General features: G+C 67.0%; 13 protein-coding genes and 3 rRNA genes. 5 read left to right on the top strand and 11 right to left on the bottom strand.

The genetic code is table 11. The annotated features are described in order from the left end of the window. Nucleotides 1–3: 3 nt before the first annotated feature. From OG440_RS31560 to OG440_RS31530, 7 genes are all read right to left on the bottom strand, one after another. Nucleotides 4–336, bottom strand: coding sequence for a small basic family protein (locus OG440_RS31560; protein ID WP_020133151.1), 333 nt, complete (start codon nt 334–336; stop codon nt 4–6). Further along, nucleotides 333–1,169 (bottom strand): DUF881 domain-containing protein, encoded by an 837-nt coding sequence (locus tag OG440_RS31555; RefSeq protein WP_406011508.1) that lies wholly within the window; start codon nt 1,167–1,169, stop codon nt 333–335. Before OG440_RS31555 ends, OG440_RS31560 begins: the two co-directional genes overlap by 4 nt. Nucleotides 1,170–1,335: 166 nt before the next feature. Continuing rightward, the gene (locus tag OG440_RS31550) at nt 1,336–3,831 is read right to left on the bottom strand and encodes a sugar phosphate nucleotidyltransferase (protein WP_406010142.1); all 2,496 of its coding nucleotides are present in this window, start codon (nt 3,829–3,831) and stop codon (nt 1,336–1,338) included. A gap of 114 nt (nt 3,832–3,945) precedes the next feature. After that, nucleotides 3,946–4,554, bottom strand: coding sequence for a CDP-alcohol phosphatidyltransferase family protein (locus tag OG440_RS31545; RefSeq protein WP_406010141.1), 609 nt, complete (start codon nt 4,552–4,554; stop codon nt 3,946–3,948). Nucleotides 4,555–4,663: 109 nt separating this feature from the next. Further along, a 5S ribosomal RNA gene (gene rrf, locus OG440_RS31540) occupies nt 4,664–4,780 on the bottom strand. 91 nt (nt 4,781–4,871) lie between these two features. Further along, a 23S ribosomal RNA gene (locus tag OG440_RS31535) occupies nt 4,872–7,994 on the bottom strand. 315 nt (nt 7,995–8,309) lie between these two features. After that, nucleotides 8,310–9,835, bottom strand: a 16S ribosomal RNA gene (locus OG440_RS31530). Together the 16S, 23S and 5S rRNA genes form the textbook arrangement of a ribosomal RNA operon. Nucleotides 9,836–10,407: 572 nt before the next feature. On the opposite strand from OG440_RS31530, the gene OG440_RS31525 reads away from it, so the two are divergent. Both OG440_RS31525 and ptsP read left to right on the top strand, forming a co-directional pair. Next, nucleotides 10,408–10,857 carry a PTS glucose transporter subunit IIA gene (locus OG440_RS31525; RefSeq protein WP_062646593.1) on the top strand — a complete coding sequence of 150 codons (450 nt, stop codon included), beginning with the start codon at nt 10,408–10,410 and terminating at the stop codon, nt 10,855–10,857. Nucleotides 10,858–10,937: 80 nt separating this feature from the next. Further along, nucleotides 10,938–12,608 (top strand): phosphoenolpyruvate--protein phosphotransferase, encoded by a 1,671-nt coding sequence (gene ptsP / locus OG440_RS31520; RefSeq protein ID WP_406010140.1) that lies wholly within the window; start codon nt 10,938–10,940, stop codon nt 12,606–12,608. 94 nt (nt 12,609–12,702) lie between these two features. Here ptsP and OG440_RS31515 read toward each other — a convergent pair whose 3' ends face one another. Next, the gene (locus tag OG440_RS31515; protein WP_406010139.1) at nt 12,703–13,596 is read right to left on the bottom strand and encodes a hypothetical protein; all 894 of its coding nucleotides are present in this window, start codon (nt 13,594–13,596) and stop codon (nt 12,703–12,705) included. A gap of 181 nt (nt 13,597–13,777) precedes the next feature. After that, nucleotides 13,778–15,745 (bottom strand): acetoacetate--CoA ligase, encoded by a 1,968-nt coding sequence (locus tag OG440_RS31510; protein ID WP_406010138.1) that lies wholly within the window; start codon nt 15,743–15,745, stop codon nt 13,778–13,780. Nucleotides 15,746–15,960: 215 nt separating this feature from the next. On the opposite strand from OG440_RS31510, the gene OG440_RS31505 reads away from it, so the two are divergent. Continuing rightward, nucleotides 15,961–18,327, top strand: coding sequence for a glycoside hydrolase family 31 protein (locus OG440_RS31505; RefSeq protein WP_406010137.1), 2,367 nt, complete (start codon nt 15,961–15,963; stop codon nt 18,325–18,327). A 2-nt stretch (nt 18,328–18,329) separates the two neighbouring features. Here OG440_RS31505 and OG440_RS31500 read toward each other — a convergent pair whose 3' ends face one another. Next, nucleotides 18,330–18,866 (bottom strand): NUDIX domain-containing protein, encoded by a 537-nt coding sequence (locus tag OG440_RS31500; RefSeq protein ID WP_406010136.1) that lies wholly within the window; start codon nt 18,864–18,866, stop codon nt 18,330–18,332. Between the two features lie 47 nt (nt 18,867–18,913). Beyond that, nucleotides 18,914–19,723: a M15 family metallopeptidase gene (locus tag OG440_RS31495; protein WP_406010135.1), complete on the bottom strand. Its 810-nt coding sequence runs from the start codon at nt 19,721–19,723 to the stop codon at nt 18,914–18,916. Between the two features lie 97 nt (nt 19,724–19,820). Between OG440_RS31495 and OG440_RS31490 the strand changes: the two genes are divergently transcribed. Both OG440_RS31490 and OG440_RS31485 read left to right on the top strand, forming a co-directional pair. Next, nucleotides 19,821–20,243, top strand: coding sequence for a Zn-ribbon domain-containing OB-fold protein (locus OG440_RS31490; RefSeq protein ID WP_406011507.1), 423 nt, complete (start codon nt 19,821–19,823; stop codon nt 20,241–20,243). Beyond that, nucleotides 20,243–21,433: a lipid-transfer protein gene (locus OG440_RS31485; RefSeq protein ID WP_406010134.1), complete on the top strand. Its 1,191-nt coding sequence runs from the start codon at nt 20,243–20,245 to the stop codon at nt 21,431–21,433. The genes OG440_RS31490 and OG440_RS31485 overlap by 1 nt, the downstream gene beginning before the upstream one ends. Nucleotides 21,434–21,520 lie beyond the last annotated feature (87 nt).

The raw sequence follows: 21,520 nt of genomic DNA, 5'->3' as shown, positions 1-21,520 counted from the left end.
GCCTCACGCCCGGAAGACATGCCGGCGGATGGCCGCGGCGTTGGAGAAGATCCGGATACCGAGGACGACCACGACCCCGGTGGACAGCTGCGATCCCACACCCAACTCGTCGCCCAGGAAAACGATCAACGCGGCCACCACCACGTTCGAGAGGAACGACACCACGAACACCTTGTCGTCGAAGATGCCGTCGAGCATGGCCCGAAGCCCGCCGAACACGGCGTCCAGCGCCGCCACCACGGCGATGGGCAGGTACGGCACGACGGCCGCCGGAACCTCGGGCTGGACCAACAGGCCGGCCACGACTCCCACGACGAGGCCCAGTACGGCGATCACGATGTGCCCTTCTCAGTTCTCGGCTGCGCTGTACGTACGATCACACTCGGTGCGGCGGGCAGCCGGACGTCGTCCACCACCGAGATGGCCGTCCGGATGCCGTAGTTCTCCTGCAAGGCGTTCAGGTACAGCCCGTCGGCGCTGTTCTGGAACCTGGTGCTGAGGTTCTTCCCGTCCCCCACCGCCAGCACCGTGTACGGCGGCACCAGCGGCTTGTTGTCGACCAGTATCGCTTCACCCGCGGCCCTGATCGCGGACAGCGCCGTCAGCCGCTGCCCGTTGATGGAGACAGCCTCGGCGCCCGACGCCCACAGTCCGTTGACCACGCGCTGCATGTCACGGTCCCGGACCCGCCCCGTGTCGGAGAAGCCGGTGGTCTCACGCGGGTCGCCGTCACCGCCCGTGGTGGCTTCCTCGGCATCGTCCACGACCAGCTTGACGCCCGGGCCGTGCACCTTGACGGCGCCCGACAGGATGCCCACCAGATCCGCCTGGTCACTGCCGCCGCTCTGCTTGAGCGCCTCCTGCTGCCGGCTGCTCACGTCGTCGCGCAGCTTGTCGACCGTGTCCTCGAGTGCGTCGGCCGCATCGGTCTCACGATCGATACGGTCGATGAGTTCCTCGCGTTCCTTCGCCACGACCGGCGCCGCGACCCGCGCCTGCGCCGCGCCCACGGTGACCACGAGGGCGGCGAGCACCAGGCCCACGGCGAGCACCAGCTTCGCCTGGACCGTTCTGGGCAGACCACCGGCGCCCTCGGCCTGCTTACGGGCGGCGGCCTCGGCGTATCCGTCGTCGAGGCTGTGGTCCATGACGTTGGTGAGCAGCGACATGGACGCGTCCGGGCGCGACACGCGCGCGGGTGTGCTCCGAACGGGGGGCTGCTGCGGCATGCCGCACATCGTCGCACGTCGCGCCCGGTACCTCCGAATGGCCCCACCGGCGTGCCGGACAGGCCCCCTTGGGGACACTTGTCCGGCACGCGCGCGTGCGCGTGGTTCAGCGTCCGGCGCTGTCCACGACCGACGCCCACTCGTCGAGCAGGGCCTGCGCGGACGCGTCGTCCGGCCCCTCCGCCCACAGGTGGGTGACGGCCTCGGCCGGGTCCGGCAGCACCATCACCCAGCGCCCGTCCGTCTCCACCACCCGAACGCCGTCGGTGGTGTCCACGAAGCGGTCTCCGGCCACCTCTACGACCCGCCGCATCACGAGGCCCTTGACCGCCCACGGGGTCGCCAGATCCCGCTTCAGGACATGTGCCCGCGGAATCCGCGCGTCGATCTGGCTGAGGGTGAGCTGCGTCCGCGCCACCAGCCCGATCAGCCGCACGAAGGCCGCCGTACCGTCGAAGACGCTGCTGAACTCCGGGACGATGAATCCGCCCTTGCCGTCCCCGCCGAAGATGGCCGTCTCGTCCCGCCCGACCCGGGTGAGGTCGTCCGGCGAGGTCGTCGTCCACTCGACCTGCGTCCCGTGATACGCCGCCACCTGCTCGGCGATCCTCGTCGTGGTCACCGGCAGGGCCACCCGGCCGCTGCGCCGCTCGGCGGCGACCAGGTCGAGCAGCACCAGGAGCGCCCGGTCGTCCTCGATGATCCGGCCCTTCTCGTCGACGAGGGAGAGGCGCTCACCCACGGGGTCGAACCGCACACCGAACGCGGCCCGCGACGAAGCCACGATCTCTCCGAGCCGGACGAGCCCGGAGCGCCGCTGGTCGCCCGTCTCCGTGGGCCTGGCCTCGTTCAGGCCGGGGTTGATGGTCAGCGAGTCGACGCCGAGCTTCCCCAGAAGACTCGGCAGCACCAGGCCGGCGCTGCCGTTGGAGGCGTCCACCACGACCTTCAGCCCGGACTCGGCAATCCCTGTCGTGTCCACGTTCCGCAGCAGCGACCCGGTGTACGAGTCGAAGACGCTGGCCGGGAAGTGCAGGTCCCCGATCTCTCCCGGGAACGCCCGCCGGTACTCCTGCCGGGCGAACACCCGGTCCAGCTTCCGCTGACTGCCCTGCGACAGGTCCGCGCCCTGCCCGTCGAAGAACATGATGTCGACGGAATCCGGTACCCCGGGCGAGGTCCGGATCATGATCCCGCCGGCACTCCCCCGCGCCGTCTGCTGCCGCGCCACTGGCAGCGGTACGTTCTCCAGGTCCCGTACGTCGATGGCACTGGCCTGGAGCGCGGAGATGACGGCCCGCTTCAGCGCACGGGCGCCACGCGAGTGGTCGCGGGCCGTGGTGACCGTGGACCCCTTCTTGAGGGTCGTGGCGTAGGCGCCGGCGAGGCGCACGGCCAGCTCGGGCGTGATCTCGACGTTCAGGATCCCGGACACCCCACGGGCACCGAACAGATGCGCCTGGCCGCGGGACTCCCAGATCACCGACGTGTTCACGAACGCGCCGGCTTCGATGGTCTTGAAGGGATAGACCCGCACATTGCCCTGCACGATCGATTCTTCACCGATCAGGCATTCGTCGCCGATGACGGCGCCGTCCTCGATCCGCGCCGCCCGCATGATGTCGGTGTTCTTCCCCACGACACAGCCACGCAGATTGCTGTGCTGACCGACGTACACGTTGTCGTGCACGACTGCTTTGTGGAGGAAGGCCCCGCTCTTCACGACGACGTTGGATCCGATGACGGAGTGTTCGCGGATCTCGGCGCCGGCCTCGACCTTGGCGTAGTCCCCGATGTAGAGAGGGCCGCGCAGCACGGCATCGGGATGCACTTCGGCGCCCTCGGCCACCCAGACTCCGGGCGAGATCTCGAACCCGTCGATCTCGACGTCGACCTTGCCTTCGAGCACGTCGGCCTGGGCCTTGACGTAGCTCTCATGCGTGCCCACGTCCTCCCAGTAGCCCTCGGCGATAAAGCCGTAGACCGGCTTGCCCTCCTTCATCAGCTGCGGGAAGACGTCTCCGGACCAGTCGACGGGCACGTCGGCCTCGACGTAGTCGAAGACCTCCGGCTCCATGACGTAGATGCCCGTGTTCACGGTGTCCGAGAAGACCTGGCCCCAGGTCGGCTTCTCCAGGAAGCGCTCGACCTTGCCCTCTTCGTCGACGATGGTGATACCGAATTCCAGCGGATTGGGCACACGCGTCAGACAGACCGTGACCAGCGCGCCCTTTTCCTTGTGGAAGTTGATCAGCTCGGTGAGGTCGAAGTCAGTGAGGGCATCACCGGAGATGACGACGAAGGCGTCGTCCTTCAACGCCTCCTCCGCGTTCTTGACGCTTCCGGCGGTACCGAGTGGCTTCTCCTCGTTGGCATAACTGAGCTCCATACCGAGCTCTTCGCCGTCACCGAAGTAGTTCTTGACCAGCGACGCCAGGAACTGAACAGTAACGACGGTCTCGTTGAGCCCATGCCTTTTGAGCAGCCTCAGAACGTGCTCCATGATCGGCCGGTTGGCCACCGGCAGGAGCGGCTTGGGCATGCTCGAGGTCATAGGGCGAAGGCGCGTGCCTTCGCCTCCGGCCATCACGACGGCCTTCATGTCGGAAGCGTCCTCCTAAAGAGACGACTGTCAAGCCGACTTCACCCGTCCAGATTGTCCCGCACTTTTCGTCCGCGGGCCATCGAGCCACTGCAGAGCTGCCAATCGGCGAGGTCAGTCGACCATGGCGTCCGCACGAACCAGGCGGCGGACCTGTACCACGTAGAGGACTCCTGCCCACCAATAGAGCGTTGTACCCCATCCGGCGAACGCCCATCCGAAAATGGCAGCGAGTGACGCCAGCCAGCCACTTCCGTCACTGAGAAGAAGCAGCGGGAAGGCGTACATCAGGTTGAAGGTGGCTGCCTTCCCCAGGAAGTTCACCTGCGGCGGCGGATAGCCGTGCCGCCTCAGGATGCCGACCATCACCAGCAGAACCAGCTCGCGGGCCAGAAGTGCAGCGGTCAACCAGACGGGCAGGATCTCCCGCCAGGTGAGCCCGACCAGCGTCGAAAGAATGTAGAGCCGGTCCGCAGCAGGGTCGAGGAGCCGGCCGAGGCTGCTGATCTGGTTCCAGCGCCGGGCCAGCTTGCCGTCCAGATAGTCGGTGATCCCGCTGAAAGCCAGCACGAGGAGCGCCCAGCCGTCGCTCTGCGGGCCTCCGAACTCAGGCCGGAGGATCAGCCACAGGAACAGGGGTACGCCGACGAGACGCGCCATGCTGAGGATGTTGGGGATGGTGAGGACCCGGTCTGTCTGGACACGGGTCTCCTGGACCTCCACCCGGGGGCCTCCAGTAGAAAATAAGCCAACGATGCCCCCTGACCTTACCCCAACGCAAAAAAGCTCTGGCTCTCGGGCTGTATGCCCAAGAGCCAGAGCTCTAAAGGGAGTTCGGCGGTGTCCTACTCTCCCACAGGGTCCCCCCTGCAGTACCATCGGCGCTGTAAGGCTTAGCTTCCGGGTTCGGAATGTAACCGGGCGTTTCCCTCACGCTATGACCACCGAAACACTGTGAAACACATGCAGCCGCACCACACCGTGACCATGGCATGGGGCTGTTCGTGGTTTCAGAACCAACACAGTGGACGCGAGCAACTGAGGACAAGCCCTCGGCCTATTAGTACCAGTCAGCTTCACCCATTACTGGGCTTCCACATCCGGCCTATCAACCCAGTCGTCTACTGGGAGCCTTAACCCCTCAAGGGGGTGGGAATACTCATCTCGAAGCAGGCTTCCCGCTTAGATGCTTTCAGCGGTTATCCCTCCCGAACGTAGCCAACCAGCCATGCCCTTGGCAGAACAACTGGCACACCAGAGGTTCGTCCGTCCCGGTCCTCTCGTACTAGGGACAGCCCTTCTCAATATTCCTGCGCGCGCAGCGGATAGGGACCGAACTGTCTCACGACGTTCTAAACCCAGCTCGCGTACCGCTTTAATGGGCGAACAGCCCAACCCTTGGGACCGACTCCAGCCCCAGGATGCGACGAGCCGACATCGAGGTGCCAAACCATCCCGTCGATATGGACTCTTGGGGAAGATCAGCCTGTTATCCCCGGGGTACCTTTTATCCGTTGAGCGACGGCGCTTCCACAAGCCACCGCCGGATCACTAGTCCCGACTTTCGTCCCTGCTCGACCCGTCGGTCTCACAGTCAAGCTCCCTTGTGCACTTACACTCAACACCTGATTGCCAACCAGGCTGAGGGAACCTTTGGGCGCCTCCGTTACTCTTTAGGAGGCAACCGCCCCAGTTAAACTACCCATCAGACACTGTCCCTGATCCGGATCACGGACCCAGGTTAGACATCCAGCACGACCAGAGTGGTATTTCAACGACGACTCCACAACCACTGGCGTGGCCGCTTCAAAGTCTCCCACCTATCCTACACAAGCCGAACCGAACACCAATATCAAACTGTAGTAAAGGTCCCGGGGTCTTTCCGTCCTGCTGCGCGAAACGAGCATCTTTACTCGTAGTGCAATTTCACCGGGCCTATGGTTGAGACAGTCGAGAAGTCGTTACGCCATTCGTGCAGGTCGGAACTTACCCGACAAGGAATTTCGCTACCTTAGGATGGTTATAGTTACCACCGCCGTTTACTGGCGCTTAAGTTCTCAGCTTCGCCTAGTCGAAACTAGACTAACCGGTCCCCTTAACGTTCCAGCACCGGGCAGGCGTCAGTCCGTATACATCGCCTTACGGCTTCGCACGGACCTGTGTTTTTAGTAAACAGTCGCTTCTCGCTGGTCTCTGCGGCCACCCCCAGCTCGAGGAGCAAGTCCTCTCACCAGTGATGGCCCCCCTTCTCCCGAAGTTACGGGGGCATTTTGCCGAGTTCCTTAACCATAGTTCACCCGAACGCCTCGGTATTCTCTACCTGACCACCTGAGTCGGTTTAGGGTACGGGCCGCCATGAAACTCGCTAGAGGCTTTTCTCGACAGCATAGGATCATCCACTTCGCCACAATCGGCTCGGCATCAGGTCTCAGCCTTGATGTGTGACGGATTTGCCTATCACACGGCCTACACCCTTACCCCGGGACAACCACCGCCCGGGATGGACTACCTTCCTGCGTCACCCCATCACTCACCTACTGCAAGTCTGGTTCGTCGGCTCCACCACTTTCCTTTCCCCGAAGGGTCCGGAACGGCTTCACGGACTTAGCATCGCCTGGTTCGATGTTTGACGCTTCACAGCGGGTACCGGAATATCAACCGGTTATCCATCGACTACGCCTGTCGGCCTCGCCTTAGGTCCCGACTTACCCTGGGCAGATCAGCTTGACCCAGGAACCCTTAGTCAATCGGCGCACACGTTTCTCACGTGTGTATCGCTACTCATGCCTGCATTCTCACTCGTGAACCGTCCACAACTCGCTTCCGCGGCTGCTTCACCCGGCACACGACGCTCCCCTACCCATCCATACAGGCGTTGGCCCTATTGTATGAATGACACGACTTCGGCGGTACGCTTGAGCCCCGCTACATTGTCGGCGCGGAATCACTAGACCAGTGAGCTATTACGCACTCTTTCAAGGGTGGCTGCTTCTAAGCCAACCTCCTGGTTGTCTGTGCGACTCCACATCCTTTCCCACTTAGCGTACGCTTAGGGGCCTTAGTCGATGCTCTGGGCTGTTTCCCTCTCGACCATGGAGCTTATCCCCCACAGTCTCACTGCCGCGCTCTCACTTACCGGCATTCGGAGTTTGGCTAAGGTCAGTAACCCGGTAGGGCCCATCGCCTATCCAGTGCTCTACCTCCGGCAAGAAACACACGACGCTGCACCTAAATGCATTTCGGGGAGAACCAGCTATCACGGAGTTTGATTGGCCTTTCACCCCTAACCACAGGTCATCCCCCAGGTTTTCAACCCTGGTGGGTTCGGTCCTCCACGAAGTCTTACCTCCGCTTCAACCTGCCCATGGCTAGATCACTCCGCTTCGGGTCTTGAGCGTGCTACTGAAACGCCCTATTCGGACTCGCTTTCGCTACGGCTGCCCCACTCGGGTTAACCTCGCAACACACCGCAAACTCGCAGGCTCATTCTTCAAAAGGCACGCAGTCACGAGACGAAGAGCAAGCTCTCCGTCCGACGCTCCCACGGCTTGTAGGCACACGGTTTCAGGTACTATTTCACTCCGCTCCCGCGGTACTTTTCACCATTCCCTCACGGTACTATCCGCTATCGGTCACCAGGGAATATTTAGGCTTAGCGGGTGGTCCCGCCAGATTCACACGGGATTTCTCGGGCCCCGTGCTACTTGGGTGTCTCTCAAACGAGCCGTTGATGTTTCGACTACGGGGGTCTTACCCTCTACGCCGGACCTTTCGCATGTCCTTCGCCTACATCAACGGTTTCTGACTCGTCTCACAGCCGGCAGACTGTGAAAGAGAGATCCCACAACCCCGCACACGCAACCCCTGCCGGGTCTCACACGTATACGGTTTGGCCTCATCCGGTTTCGCTCGCCACTACTCCCGGAATCACGGTTGTTTTCTCTTCCTGCGGGTACTGAGATGTTTCACTTCCCCGCGTTCCCTCCACACTGCCTATGTGTTCAGCAGCGGGTGACAGCCCATGACGACTGCCGGGTTTCCCCATTCGGAAACCCCCGGATCAAAGCCTGGTTGACGACTCCCCGGGGACTATCGTGGCCTCCCACGTCCTTCATCGGTTCCTGGTGCCAAGGCATCCACCGTGCGCCCTTAAAAACTTGGCCACAGATGCTCGCGTCCACTGTGCAGTTCTCAAACAACGACCAGCCACCCATCACCCCGCCACACTCGGCGAGTTCACTGGGGCCGGCACTGAAGGCAGCCATACGGCCATACCCTCAGATACCCAACAGCGTGCCCGGCCGGCTCCCGCCCGAAGATCATGCTTTCCACGCTCTCACGAGCTGTACTTGCAAGCCTCCGACCCAGAATCCGGCCGAATAATCAACGTTCCACCCATGAGCAACCAGCATCGGACGTACGCCGATGTACTGGCCTCTGACCTCACCCCGAAGGGATCGGTGAGAAGTGCTCCTTAGAAAGGAGGTGATCCAGCCGCACCTTCCGGTACGGCTACCTTGTTACGACTTCGTCCCAATCGCCAGTCCCACCTTCGACAGCTCCCTCCCACAAGGGGTTGGGCCACCGGCTTCGGGTGTTACCGACTTTCGTGACGTGACGGGCGGTGTGTACAAGGCCCGGGAACGTATTCACCGCAGCAATGCTGATCTGCGATTACTAGCAACTCCGACTTCATGGGGTCGAGTTGCAGACCCCAATCCGAACTGAGACCGGCTTTTTGAGATTCGCTCCACCTCACGGTTTCGCAGCTCTTTGTACCGGCCATTGTAGCACGTGTGCAGCCCAAGACATAAGGGGCATGATGACTTGACGTCGTCCCCACCTTCCTCCGAGTTGACCCCGGCAGTCTCCTGTGAGTCCCCATCACCCCGAAGGGCATGCTGGCAACACAGAACAAGGGTTGCGCTCGTTGCGGGACTTAACCCAACATCTCACGACACGAGCTGACGACAGCCATGCACCACCTGTACACCGACCACAAGGGGGGCACTATCTCTAATGCTTTCCGGTGTATGTCAAGCCTTGGTAAGGTTCTTCGCGTTGCGTCGAATTAAGCCACATGCTCCGCTGCTTGTGCGGGCCCCCGTCAATTCCTTTGAGTTTTAGCCTTGCGGCCGTACTCCCCAGGCGGGGAACTTAATGCGTTAGCTGCGGCACCGACGACGTGGAATGTCGCCAACACCTAGTTCCCACCGTTTACGGCGTGGACTACCAGGGTATCTAATCCTGTTCGCTCCCCACGCTTTCGCTCCTCAGCGTCAGTAATGGCCCAGAGATCCGCCTTCGCCACCGGTGTTCCTCCTGATATCTGCGCATTTCACCGCTACACCAGGAATTCCGATCTCCCCTACCACACTCTAGTCTGCCCGTATCGAATGCAGACCCGGGGTTAAGCCCCGGGCTTTCACATCCGACGTGACAGACCGCCTACGAGCTCTTTACGCCCAATAATTCCGGACAACGCTTGCGCCCTACGTATTACCGCGGCTGCTGGCACGTAGTTAGCCGGCGCTTCTTCTGCAGGTACCGTCACTTTCGCTTCTTCCCTGCTGAAAGAGGTTTACAACCCGAAGGCCGTCATCCCTCACGCGGCGTCGCTGCATCAGGCTTTCGCCCATTGTGCAATATTCCCCACTGCTGCCTCCCGTAGGAGTCTGGGCCGTGTCTCAGTCCCAGTGTGGCCGGTCGCCCTCTCAGGCCGGCTACCCGTCGTCGCCTTGGTGAGCCATTACCTCACCAACAAGCTGATAGGCCGCGGGCTCATCCTTCACCGCCGGAGCTTTTAACCTCCACCCATGCGAGTGGAAGTGTTATCCGGTATTAGACCCCGTTTCCAGGGCTTGTCCCAGAGTGAAGGGCAGATTGCCCACGTGTTACTCACCCGTTCGCCACTAATCCCCACCGAAGTGGTTCATCGTTCGACTTGCATGTGTTAAGCACGCCGCCAGCGTTCGTCCTGAGCCAGGATCAAACTCTCCGTGAATGTTTTCCCGTAATCGGGACGACACCACGAGAGCGGAACAGCCAGGCGGAATAAGCCCGGCCGTTCACAGCGTCCTCGCTGTGTTTTGTTTCAAAGGAACCTCATCCTCGGCTATCACTGCCGGGGACGGGGTATCAACATATCTGGCGTTGATTTTTGGCACGCTGTTGAGTTCTCAAGGAACGGACGCTTCCTTTGTACTCACCCGAGAGACTCTCTCAGGCTTTCCTCCGGGCGCTTCCCTTCGGTCTTGCGTTACCGACTCTATCAGTGTTTTTCCGGCCCCCTGACCACCGTTCCGCAGACATGCGAAAGATGATCCAAAGTTAGGATCTGACAAGTTGGATGCTGCTCGGTAAGCACGCTTGATCGCGTCGCTCACCCTCAAGCAGGAGTACGACTGTACACGGGGCCGCAGAGCCGCTGCAAATCGACTAGGCTAGTGGTCTAGACCACGGATCGGGATCTCTCGTGCGGAAGCGGTACTTCATATGACATACCCTGCTGCACAGTGCGCCGACCTGGACAAGCAGTGACGGCCCATATACATCTCCACCCCTGGGAGGCTTCCCATGACCACCGTGACGTCCCCTCTAGTAGGACGCGCCATCGGACTGGCGGCCGTGCCGGACCCGGTTTTCTCCGGAGCCATGGTCGGCCCGGGCACGGCGATCGACCCGGTGCGTGAGCCTTCCGAGGCCGTCGCACCCGTGGACGGAGTCATCGTCTCCCTCCACCCGCACGCCTTCGTCGTGGTCGACTCCGAAGGGCATGGGGTTCTCACCCATCTCGGTATCGACACCGTGCAGCTCAACGGCGAGGGCTTCGAGCTCCTGGTGAACAAGGGCGACACCGTGACGCGCGGGCAGAGCATCGTGCGATGGAATCCGGCCGCGGTCGAGGAGGCCGGCAAGTCCCCGGTGTGCCCGGTCGTCGCGCTGGAGGCCACCGCCGACTCGCTCGGCGAGCTCCGTGAGGACGGCGACGTCAAAACCGGCGACGTCCTCTTTTCCTGGCAGTAGTGCCGACGCCGTCATGCCGACGGCACGCAGGACAACCACCGCGGCGGCGGGACCCGCCGCACTAACCGGAGACGGGTGAGATGGAGACAACGCTGCGAGGCGTCGGCGTGAGTCACGGTGTGGCGATCGGCGAGGTTCGGCACATGGGAACGGCGGTGCTCGAACCGCCCGCCAAACAGATCCCGGCGGAAGAGGCGGAGCGCGAACAGGGGCGTGCCCGCCAGGCCGTGGAAGCTGTGGCGGCCGATCTGATGGCGCGCGGCAATCTGGCGGGGGGCGAAGCCCAGGCGGTGCTCGAGGCGCAGGCCATGATGGCGCAGGACCCCGAGCTGATGGTCGACGTGGACCGGCGTATCGCCGTCGGCAGCACGGCCGAGCGGGCCGTGTACGACGCGTTCGCCGCCTACCGTGAGTTGTTGGCAGGAGCCGGCGAGTACCTCGCGGGGCGCGTGGCCGACCTCGACGACGTGCGGAATCGTATCGTCGCCCGTCTGCTGGGCGTGCCGATGCCCGGTGTTCCGGACAGCGACGAGCCGTACGTGCTGGTGGCCCGGGACCTGGCGCCCGCCGACACCGCGCTGCTGGACCCGACGCTCGTGCTCGGCTTCGTCACCGAGGAGGGCGGGCCGACGAGCCACAGCGCCATCCTGGCCCGTGCGCTCGGTGTGCCGGCTGTCGTGGCCCTGCCGGGAGCCGGTGAGCTCGCCGAGGGAACGGTGATCGCGGTCGACGGCAGCACCGGCGATATCTTCGTCGACCCCAGCGAGGAGAAGAAGGCCCAGTTGGAGGCCGCGGCGGCCCAGCGCAAGGCGGCGCTGGCCGCGTCGACCGGGCCGGGCGCGACCGCCGACGGTCACAAGGTGCCGCTGCTGGCGAACGTCGGCGGGCCCGCCGACGTGCCGGCCGCCGTGGAGGCCGGGGCGGAGGGGGTCGGGCTCTTCCGTACCGAGTTCCTCTTCCTCGATGACAGCAGAAGCGCCCCGTCCGAGGAGAAGCAGGTCGAGGCCTACCGGCAGGTGCTCGAGGCGTTCCCCGAGGGACGAGTCGTCGTGCGTGTGCTGGACGCGGGCGCCGACAAGCCGCTGGACTTCCTCACCCCGGCCGACGAGCCCAACCCGGCGCTGGGCGTGCGTGGGCTTCGCAGCCTGCTGGACCACCCCGACGTCCTGCGGACCCAGCTGACCGCGCTGGCGAAGGCCGCCGAGGGGCTGCCCGTCTACCTCGAGGTCATGGCACCGATGGTGGCGGACCGCACCGACGCCAAGGCGTTCGCCGACGCCTGTCGCGAAGCGGGGCTGCGGGCGAAGTTCGGCGCGATGGTGGAGATTCCGTCCGCCGCCCTGCGGGCTCGCTCGATCCTGCAGGAGGTGGAGTTCCTGTCGCTGGGTACGAACGACCTGGCTCAGTACACCTTCGCCGCCGACCGGCAGGTCGGAGCGGTGTCCAGGCTGCAGGACCCGTGGCAGCCCGCGCTGCTGGACCTCGTGGCCCTCTCCGCCGAGGCGGCACGGGCCGAGGGCAAGAGCTGCGGTGTGTGTGGCGAGGCCGCGTCCGATCCGCTGCTCGCGTGTGTGCTGACGGGTCTGGGAGTCACCTCTCTTTCGATGGGGGCGGCTTCGATTCCCTACGTGCGGACCGCGCTGGCCAAGTACACGCTGGCGCAGTGTGAGCGTGCCGCGGCCGCCGCGCGCGCGGCGGACAGTGCCGAGGAGGCGCGCAACGCCGCGCAGGCAGTGCTCTCCGGCGAGTAGTCGGTTCCGGCCGGTGATCGGTCGGTGAGCAGGGGCGCTCCGCCTTCGGGTGGAGCGCCCCTGCTGTGCGTGAGCGTCCTTTCGTCCCCTTGCGTCAGTGGTTGTGGCCCGGCGTCTTCCCCTCCTGGCCGAGGTCCGGTGGGAAGCAGTAGTCCACGTTGGACTCGGGTGAGATGAGGTCTCCGGATTCGGCGTCGGTGCAGTAGGCGTCGAAGACCTCGCCGGCGGTCAGGGGCTCGAGGCCGTTGCCGCGCAGCCGCCATCCGTAGATCTGGTCGGAGGTGTCGTGGGCGGTGGTGCGCATGACCAGGCCGCCCGGACTCTGCGTGGCGAGGCCCAGCGCGAGGACGGTCGTGAACTCGAGGGCTTCGGGCTCGTCGAGGGGGGTCGCGCCGTCCGCGTCCTCGTCCGCGTGGAGGACGGCGACGAGTGTTTCGGGTGGGCTGGTCACGCTGCACACGAGGTGCCGGTTGCCGGGTGGTGCCGTGTCGAGGATGCGGGCGACGAGGTTCGACGCGCGGGTGAAGGCGGCGCGGCCGATGTCCTCGCCGCAGGTCGCGCAGGCGCCGAGGCGGGCGAGGAGGGTGGCCGCGTATTCCCAGGTCGCCTGGCGTACGGCCTCGTCGACGAGGGCGGGCAGCAGGTCGGCGAGGGGCTGGCCCTCGTAGGGGATGGTGGGGCCCGTGGTGGCGAGTTCGGCCGTGAAGCGGGTGCGGTTGGCGGGGATGTCGGGGTCGAGTCCCCTGCCGGTGCAGTACTCGGCGTATTCCTGGGGGTCGAAGAGGGCCACGGTGGTGTGGGTGCCCTGCGTGGCGCGTGTCTTCAGGAGGTCTTCGACCTGCTGGAGGTAGAGGGCGTGATCGTCGAAGGCGAAGGTTCGGTAGCGCCGCATGGCACGGAAGTCGTGTTCGTCGGTGAGCACGCCGATGGTGCCGGCGATCTCCCGGCGCAGGACGCGGCGCAGGGTCTGGTGGTCGGTGTGTGCCATGTTTCCCCCTGTGTGCACGGTTGATCAATGCTCACTCACAGTAACCGGCGGCACTGACAACGCGGCCTGCGCGAGCGGGGCACCGGCCCGGAAGTGCGGAAACGACCGAGCGGGGGCGTTCGAGGGTGGTGGCCTCGGGCTCCTGGGGGTGACCGGTGGAGCCGAGGCCACTCGCGGCGGCTCAGGCTCGTTCGCGGGCCAGGTTCTCGTAGAAGTGCAGGAGGTCGAGGTTGTCGATGGAACCGGGGTTGACCGCCTTCTCCAGTGGAGTGCCCTGGAGGAGCCGCTTGACCGGGACCTCGATGCGTTTGCCGGTGAGGGTGTGCGGGACGCCGGGTACCTCGATGACCTCGTCTGGGATGTGGCGCGGCGAGAGCTGTTCGCGGATGGCCTGTTTGATGCGGCCGAGGAGCGCCTCGTCGAGCGCGGCTCCCGGGGCGAGGTGCACGAAGAGGGGCATCCAGTAGCCGCCGTCGGGCTGCTCGATCCCGATGACCAGGGATTCCTTGATCTCGGGGAGCCGCTCGACGACCTCGTAGATGTCGGCGGAGCCCATGCGTACGCCCTGGCGGTTCAGCGTGGAGTCGGAGCGGCCGTGGATGACGATGGAGCCGCGCGAGGTGACGGTGATCCAGTCGCCGTGCCGCCACACGCCGGGGTAGGTGTCGAAGTAGCTGTCGTGGTAGCGGCTGCCGTCGGGGTCGTTCCAGAACCGGACCGGCATGGACGGCATGGGGTTGGTGACGACCAGTTCGCCCACCTCGTCGATCACGGGGTGACCCTGCGCGTCCCAGGACTGCAGGTCGGTGCCGAGGCCCGGTGCCTGGAGCTCGCCGGTGTGGACGGGGAGGGTCGGGACGGCGCCGGCGAAGCAGGAGCACACATCCGTGCCGCCGCTGACGGAGGCGATCCACAGGTTCTCGCGGACTTCGTCGTGCAGCCAGCGGAACCCGTCGGGCGGGAGCGGGGACCCGGTGGTGGCGACGCACTGGACCTTGGACAGGTCGAAGTCGCGGGACGGGTGCACCTCCGCCTTACGGCAGGCCATGACGTACGCGGCGGAGGTTCCGTAGAGGGTGGCGCCGGTGCGTTCGGCGATCCGCCACTGCGCGGCGGTGTCGGGATAGCCCGGGCTGCCGTCGTAGAGGACGATCGTCGTGCCCGTCAGCAGGCCGGAGACGAGGAAGTTCCACATCATCCAGCCGGTCGAGGTGTACCAGAAGAAACGGTCCTCGGGGCCCAGGTCGCAGTGCAGGCCGAGCTGTTTGAGGTGCTCGACCAGGATGCCGCCCTGAGACTGAACGATGGCCTTGGGCAGGCCGGTCGTACCGGAGGAGTAGAGCACCCACAGGGGGTGGTCGAAGGGGACCTGTTCGAAGACGGGTGCCTCGTCCGCGGCCGTCAAGGCCGACCATTCCAGGGCTCCCCGGGGCGGTTCCGTGCCCAGCAGGGGGATGTGGACGACGGCGCGCAGGGTGGGCAGTTCGGCGCGGAGTTCGGCGACGACGTCGCGGCGATCGTGCTCCTTGCCGCCGTAGCGGTAGCCGTCGACGGTGAACAGGACGACGGGTTCGACCTGCTGGAAGCGGTCGAGGACGCTGCGGGCGCCGAAGTCGGGGGCGCAGGAGGTCCAGACCCCGCCCACGGCGGCCGTCGCGAGGAGGGCCACGACGGCCTGCGGGATGTTCGGGAGGTAGCCGCTGATCCGGTCGCCGGGGCGGACGCCGAGGGCGCGCAGTTCGGCGGCCAGCGAACCGACCTGGCGGCGCAGCTCGGACCAGGTCACCGGGCTCGGTTCGTGGGTCTCGTCGACGTACAGCAGGGCCGGTTCGGCCGGGCGGGTGGCGGCGGCGCGCAGCGCGTGCTCGGCGTAGTTCAGCGTCGCTCCGGGGAACCACTGGGCACCGGGCATGGAGCGGTCGCCCAGCACGCGCGTGTAGGGCGCTGAGAACCGGACGTCGAACCACTGTGTGAGGGCTTCCCAGAACGTGTCCAGCTCGTCCACGGACCAGCGGTGCAGGGCCGGATAACCGCCCTCGGACGGGGCGCCGTGCTGGTCGGCCGCCCAGGCCTGGAACCTCGTGACCTGGGCCTGGGCGATGCGCTGCGGGTCGGGCCGCCAGAGCGGCTCGGGGTTCAGGATCGTCATGGGGCGGCTCCCGGGCTGTGCGCGTCGTTGTGCGTCGCCCGCGCACGAGCTGGGGTGGTGCGCGTGACGCGGCTGACACGGACGATGCCATGTGATCGACTTCTGCACCAGGGTGGGCTCCCCACACTCCGTCTCGTGAAGATGTGGCGTCACCACAGGTGAACGGCAGTTGAACGACCCGCGCGCGTGACGCGGTCAGTGACAGGGTGAACAGCATGAACGGTCGTGACCTGGTGCGTTCGATGAAGGCGGTCGGTTCCGCGGGGGCTGCCCAGGGGTTGCGGACGATACGTGCCGCCTGGCGCAGGAACCGTGCCGACGCGGCCGCCCTGCCGGTGCGGGGTCCCGAGCGCGCGCGGGTGCCGGGTCCGGTGCGGGAGGCGGAGCCGGGGGCCGGCGGTGGGACGCTCCGGTTCACGCGTTCCGAGCTGAGGATCCGGGTCGCGGTGAACGGCGCGGTCTTCTGGGGTTGGGACGGTGCCGAGCCCGAGCCGTCGTACGCGCTGGCTGGTCGCTGTCCCGAGCCGGATCCCCGAGCGGTCCTGGAGCCCGACAAGGACGGCGGGTGGCGGGTCGTCGCCGAGCGGGTGACGGTCGTGATCTCGCGGCACGGTGCCATCGACGTGCGCACGCCCGGAGGCGTGCTGCTGCGGCGCGAGCTGCCGCCCCGGTGGTGGGAACCGGAGGCGGGCGGGCCGGCGCGCTGGATGCAGCGTTCGGAGGTGGCCGCGGACGCGCGCTTCTTCGGTCTCGGCGGGCGGGCGTCGGGGCCGCGGCTGCGCGACGGGACGTACCGGCTGTGGAACACGGATCCCGGGCGGGCGTCCGGCCGGGGGGACGACCCGCGGCCGCTCACGATGCCGGTGCAGCTGGTGGTGGCCGACGCTGCCACTCACCTGGTGTTCCACGACACCTCCTGGGACGGCACGGTCACGCTGCGGGAGGGCGAGGAGGGGGCCGGCTCAGGACACGACCGGTCCGGCGCGTGCGAGGTGCGGATGAGCGGTGGTCCGTTGCGCTGCTGGGTGGTGGTGGGCACCCCCGCGCGCGTGCTGCTCGCCTGGGTCGCGCTGACCGGGGCGCCCGCGCTGCCGCCCGCGTGGGCGCTCGGCCGTCAGCTCGCGGGCCGGGGCCTCGGGAGCGAGGAGGAGGTGCGGCGGACGGTGGCGGGCCATCAGGAGCACGGTCTGCCGCTGGGTGCCGTCCATCTCGGCATCGATCACTACGACGAGCGCCGGGTGTTCACGGTCGACCAGGAGCGCTTCCCGAAACTGGCGGTGCTCTCCGAGGACCTGCGACGGGACGGGATACGCCTGGTGTCGGCCGTGGGCCCGGCGGTCGGGGCCACGCCGGGCTACGCCGTGTACGACGAAGGGGTGGCCGAGGACGTGTTCGTGCGGGATGCGTCGGGCCGGCTCGTCACGGCGGTGGCGGCGCCCGGGGAGGCGGTTTTCCCGGACTTCACGCACGCGCGCGTGCGGCGGTGGTGGGGCGGTCTCCACGCGGAGCGGATCACGCAGGGATTCGGCGGGTTCTGGCACGACATGGACGAACCGACGGTGTTCGCGGCCTTCGGCGAGGCGACGTTGCCCCGGTCGGCCCGGCATGCCCTGGAGGGGCGCGGGGGTGATCATCGCGAGGCCCACAACGTGTACGGCCTGTGCATGGCCTCGGCGGCCTACGAGGGGGTGGGGGAACTGGTTCCGGACCAGCGTCCGTTCGTCTTCTCGCGATCCGGGTGGGTGGGCGTGCAGCGGTACGGCGGCATCTGGTCCGGGGCCGCCGTCGCCGGCTGGCCGGGGCTGCGGGCGGCACTGTCGCTGGTGCTGGGGCTGGGGCTGTGCGGGGTGCCGTATTCGGGTCCGGACGTGGGCGGTTTCTACGGCGGTGAGACGCCCGAGCTGTATCTGCGCCGGCTCCAGCTGGGCGCGTATCTGCCGCTGTTCCGCACGCACGCGAGTACGCGGGCGGGTCACCGGGAGCCGTGGGCGTCGGGTCCCGAGGTCTGGGAGCACGCGCGTGTGGCGTTCCTCGAGCGTCGGCGCCTGCTGCCGTATTTCGTGACGCTGGCGCACGTGGCCCGGCGTACCGGGGCCCCTTATGTGCGTCCGGTGTGGTGGGGGGCGCCCGGCAACCGGGCGTTGCGGGACTGCGAGGACGCCTTTCTGCTGGGTGACTGCCTCCTCGTGGCGCCGGTGCTCGCTCCCGGGGGCGACCGGCGAGCGGTGCAGCTGCCGCGGGGGCGCTGGTACGACACGGCGACGGGGCGGGCGTACCAGGGGCCGGGGCAGGTCCTCGTGGACGCCCCGTTGTCGCGTATCCCGGTGCTGGCGCGCGCGGGTGCCGTCATACCGGTGCGCGGGGACGACGGCCGGCTGGAGCTGGAGGTGTGGGCGCCGGTGCGGGGGCGGACGGGTGGCGGCGTGGTCGTGCGGGACGCGGGCGACGGCTGGGAGGAGCCGGAGATCGAGCGGTACGTCGCCCGCTGGGAGGGGCCGCGGCTCGTCGTCGAGCGGGAGGGTGAGGACGGCGTGCGCGTGCCGTCCCACCCGGTGCGGGTCCGCGGGCTCGACGAGCGGTGAGCTCAGATGTAGCGGCCCTCGAAGAACGCCCGTACGGCGAGCGTGTGCAGGGGGAAGGCGAGCTCCTCCGGCCTGTGCAGCAGATGCCAGCCCTCGGTCTCGTCCGTGGGGGCGGTCGCCGGGAGGCGGTCGGCGGGGCGCTCCGGCAGCATCCCGAACAGCAGCAGATGGCCGTCGGGCGAGCTCATGGCGTCGGCCAGCCGTACCTCGCGGGGCGCGGCGTCGATGCCGGTCTCTTCCCTGAGTTCGCGCACGACGGCCTGGCGCCAGTCCTCGCGGTCGTCGATGTAGCCGCCGGGCAGCGCGATGCCTCCGCGCGCGGGGGCGATGGTTCGGGTGATGACGACCAGGGCGGTGCCCTTGGTGTCGTACACGGGTTGGAGCGCGACGGCGACCGGCAGCGGGTTGCGGTAGGCCACGGTGGCGCAGGCCGGACAGGTGCGGGGCCAGCCGGTGACACCCTCCCCGTAGGGCGCTCCGCAACTCGAACAGTGGGAGTCGCGCGCGGAGTTCGAAATGGAGTGCAGAGTTTCGGACACGCGGCGGAGCGTATCCGATCTTGGGGAGGGCGTCGTACGCGGGCGGCTCAATGCCCCTGGGCGAGAGACCTGACGGACACGGGGAAGTCGAAGTAGGTGTCGGGGTAGGGCTCGGGCTTGAAGGTGTAGTGCCACCACTCCTCGGCGAGATTCACGAACCCGAGGCCTTCCAGGGTGCCCTTGAGGAGCGTCCGGTTGGCGCGCTGCCGCCCGTGGATACGCGGGTCCTGGGTGTGGGCCAGGGTGTCGAAGCAGTCGAATCCGGTGCCCATGTCGACCGAGTTGTCGGGGAAGCGCTGCTGCTTCGGGGCGTAGCACGGCACGAGGGGTTCGCCGGGCACGTAGGGCCTGGTCGGAGTGGCCGGGAGCTTCACGATGGTCAGGTCCACGGTCGAGCCGCGGCTGTGCCCGGACTTCGCGGCGATGTAGCCGTCCTCGAACAGACGGGTCTTGTCGACGTTCGGGTAGAACTCCGCCTTCGTCTTCTCGTCGTTCAGGTCCTCGGCCCACCGGACGAAGTGGTTCACCGCCCGCTGGGGGCGGTAGCAGTCGTACACCTTGAGTGTGTATCCCTGGCTCAGCAGCCGCGTCTGCGCCTGGTGCAGGGCCTCGGCGGCGGGCCGGGTGAGGAGGCAGACCGGCTGCCGGTAGCCGTCGACGCGTACGCCGACGAAGTTGTGCGGGGTGAAGTAGCGCATCTCCTGAAGGATCGTCGGGTCCACGGTTCTCAGGGCCACGAAGTCCGCGGGGGCGACGGGGTCGGCGTTCGCCCGGGCGGTGGTGGAGAGGGCGGTCACGGTCAGCAGGGCGACGAGTACCGCAAGGACACCGCGTACCGCGCCGGAGAGTCGTGTCATGTCTCCTGCCCTGCCCATTTCACCCCGCCCGTGACACACTTCTGACGTTCCGTCAGATCTGCTGCCGGGAGGAACGTTGTCACGCACACGCACACCCGTGGTCACGGGATGGTTCGTCGGGGACGGGGACGACTTCAGGCTGCTCGGCACCCGCTGCTCGGGATGCGGGTCGGTCTTCTTCCCGCGCGAGGACACGCACTGCCGCAACCCCGGCTGCCGGGGCGGCGACCTGGAAGAGGTTCCGCTGTCGCGACGAGGGCGTGTCTGGTCGTACACCGACAGCCGCTACCGCCCTCCGTCACCCTATGTGACCGACCCGGAACTTCCATGGGAGCCGTACGCGTTGATCGCTGTGGAGTTGGAGTCCGAGCGGATCGTGGTGCTGGGACAGGCCGTTCCCGGGGTCACCGTCGCCGATCTGACGGTGGGCATGGAGGTGGAGGTCGTCCCGGGCGTGCTCCACGAGGACGCGGAGACGACCTGGACGACCTGGCGATGGCGGCCGACGGGGGTGGCGTGATGACGGCAGAGGTGGCGGTGCTCGGTGTAGGGATGCATCCGTGGGGCAAGTGGGGGCGCGGCTTCGTCGAGTACGGCGTGAAGGCGGCGCGCGCCGCCCTCGCGGACGCCGGTGTGGACTGGCGCGACGTCGGTTCGATCGTGGGCGCGGACACGGTGCGTGGCGGCTATCCGGGCCATGTGGCCGGGGCGACGTTCGCCAAGGCGCTGGGGTGGCAGGGCGCCCGTGTCGCGAGCGTGTACGCGGCGTGCGCGTCGGGCGCCCAGGCGATCGGCGCGGCCCGGGCGCAGATCCTCGCGGGGCTGGCGGACGTGGTGCTCGTGGTGGGAGCCGACGCCGCCCCCAAGGGCTTCTTCCGGCCTGCGGGCGGGGACCGGCCGGACGACCCGGACTGGCTGCGGTTCCGGGTGCTCGGCGCGACCAACCCGACGTACTTCGGGCTGTACGCGCGCAGGCGCATGGCCGTGCACGGGGACACGCCGGAGGACTTCGCCCAGGTCAAGGTGAAGAACTCCGCCATGGGCGCGCTGAACCCGCACGCCCGCTACCGGAAGCGGGTGACGGCGGAGGAGGTCGCCGCCTCGGCGGTGGTCGCCGATCCGCTGCGGCTGCTGGACATCTGCGCGACGTCGGACGGCGGGGCGGCCGTGGTGCTGTCCAGCATGGAGTTCGCCCGCCGGCACGGGGTCGCGGCGCCCGTACGCATCAGGGCGGTGTCCACCGTGACGCCCCGGTACCCCCAAACGGTGCTGGATCTGCCGGACATCGCGACCGATTCGGGGGCGGGGGCGGAGCCGGCCGCTGAACCCTTCCGCGCTTCGATCGCCCGAGCCGCCTACGAGGAGGCGGGCATCGGACCCGAAGACCTGTCCCTCGCCGAGGTCTACGACCTCTCCACGGCACTGGAGTTGCAGTGGTACGAGGATCTGGGGCTGTGCGGCGACGGCGAGGCCGCCAAGTTGCTGCGGGAGGGAGTGACGGCGCCGGGCGGCCGTATACCGGTGAACCCGAGCGGTGGACTCGCCTCCTTCGGAGAGGCGGTGCCCGCGCAGGCGATCGCCCAGGTCTGCGAGGTCACCTGGCAGTTGCGGGGGCAGGCCGGCGGTCGCCAGGTGCCGGACGCGCGTGTGGCCGTCACGGCGAACCAGGGTCTGTTCGGGCACGGTTCGGCGGTGGTCGCGGTGCGGTGAGACGGGTGAGGTCGTGTGACCCCCTACACGGCGGGCGGCGGCTGCCCCCTCGGCTCCTCTCACCCTGTGTGTTCACCCCGGAATCCT

It is taken from the genome of Streptomyces sp. NBC_00637 (genome assembly GCF_045161545.1).
GTDB lineage: Bacteria > Actinomycetota > Actinomycetes > Streptomycetales > Streptomycetaceae > Streptomyces.
This window is presented reverse-complemented; position numbering and strand designations above follow the sequence as displayed.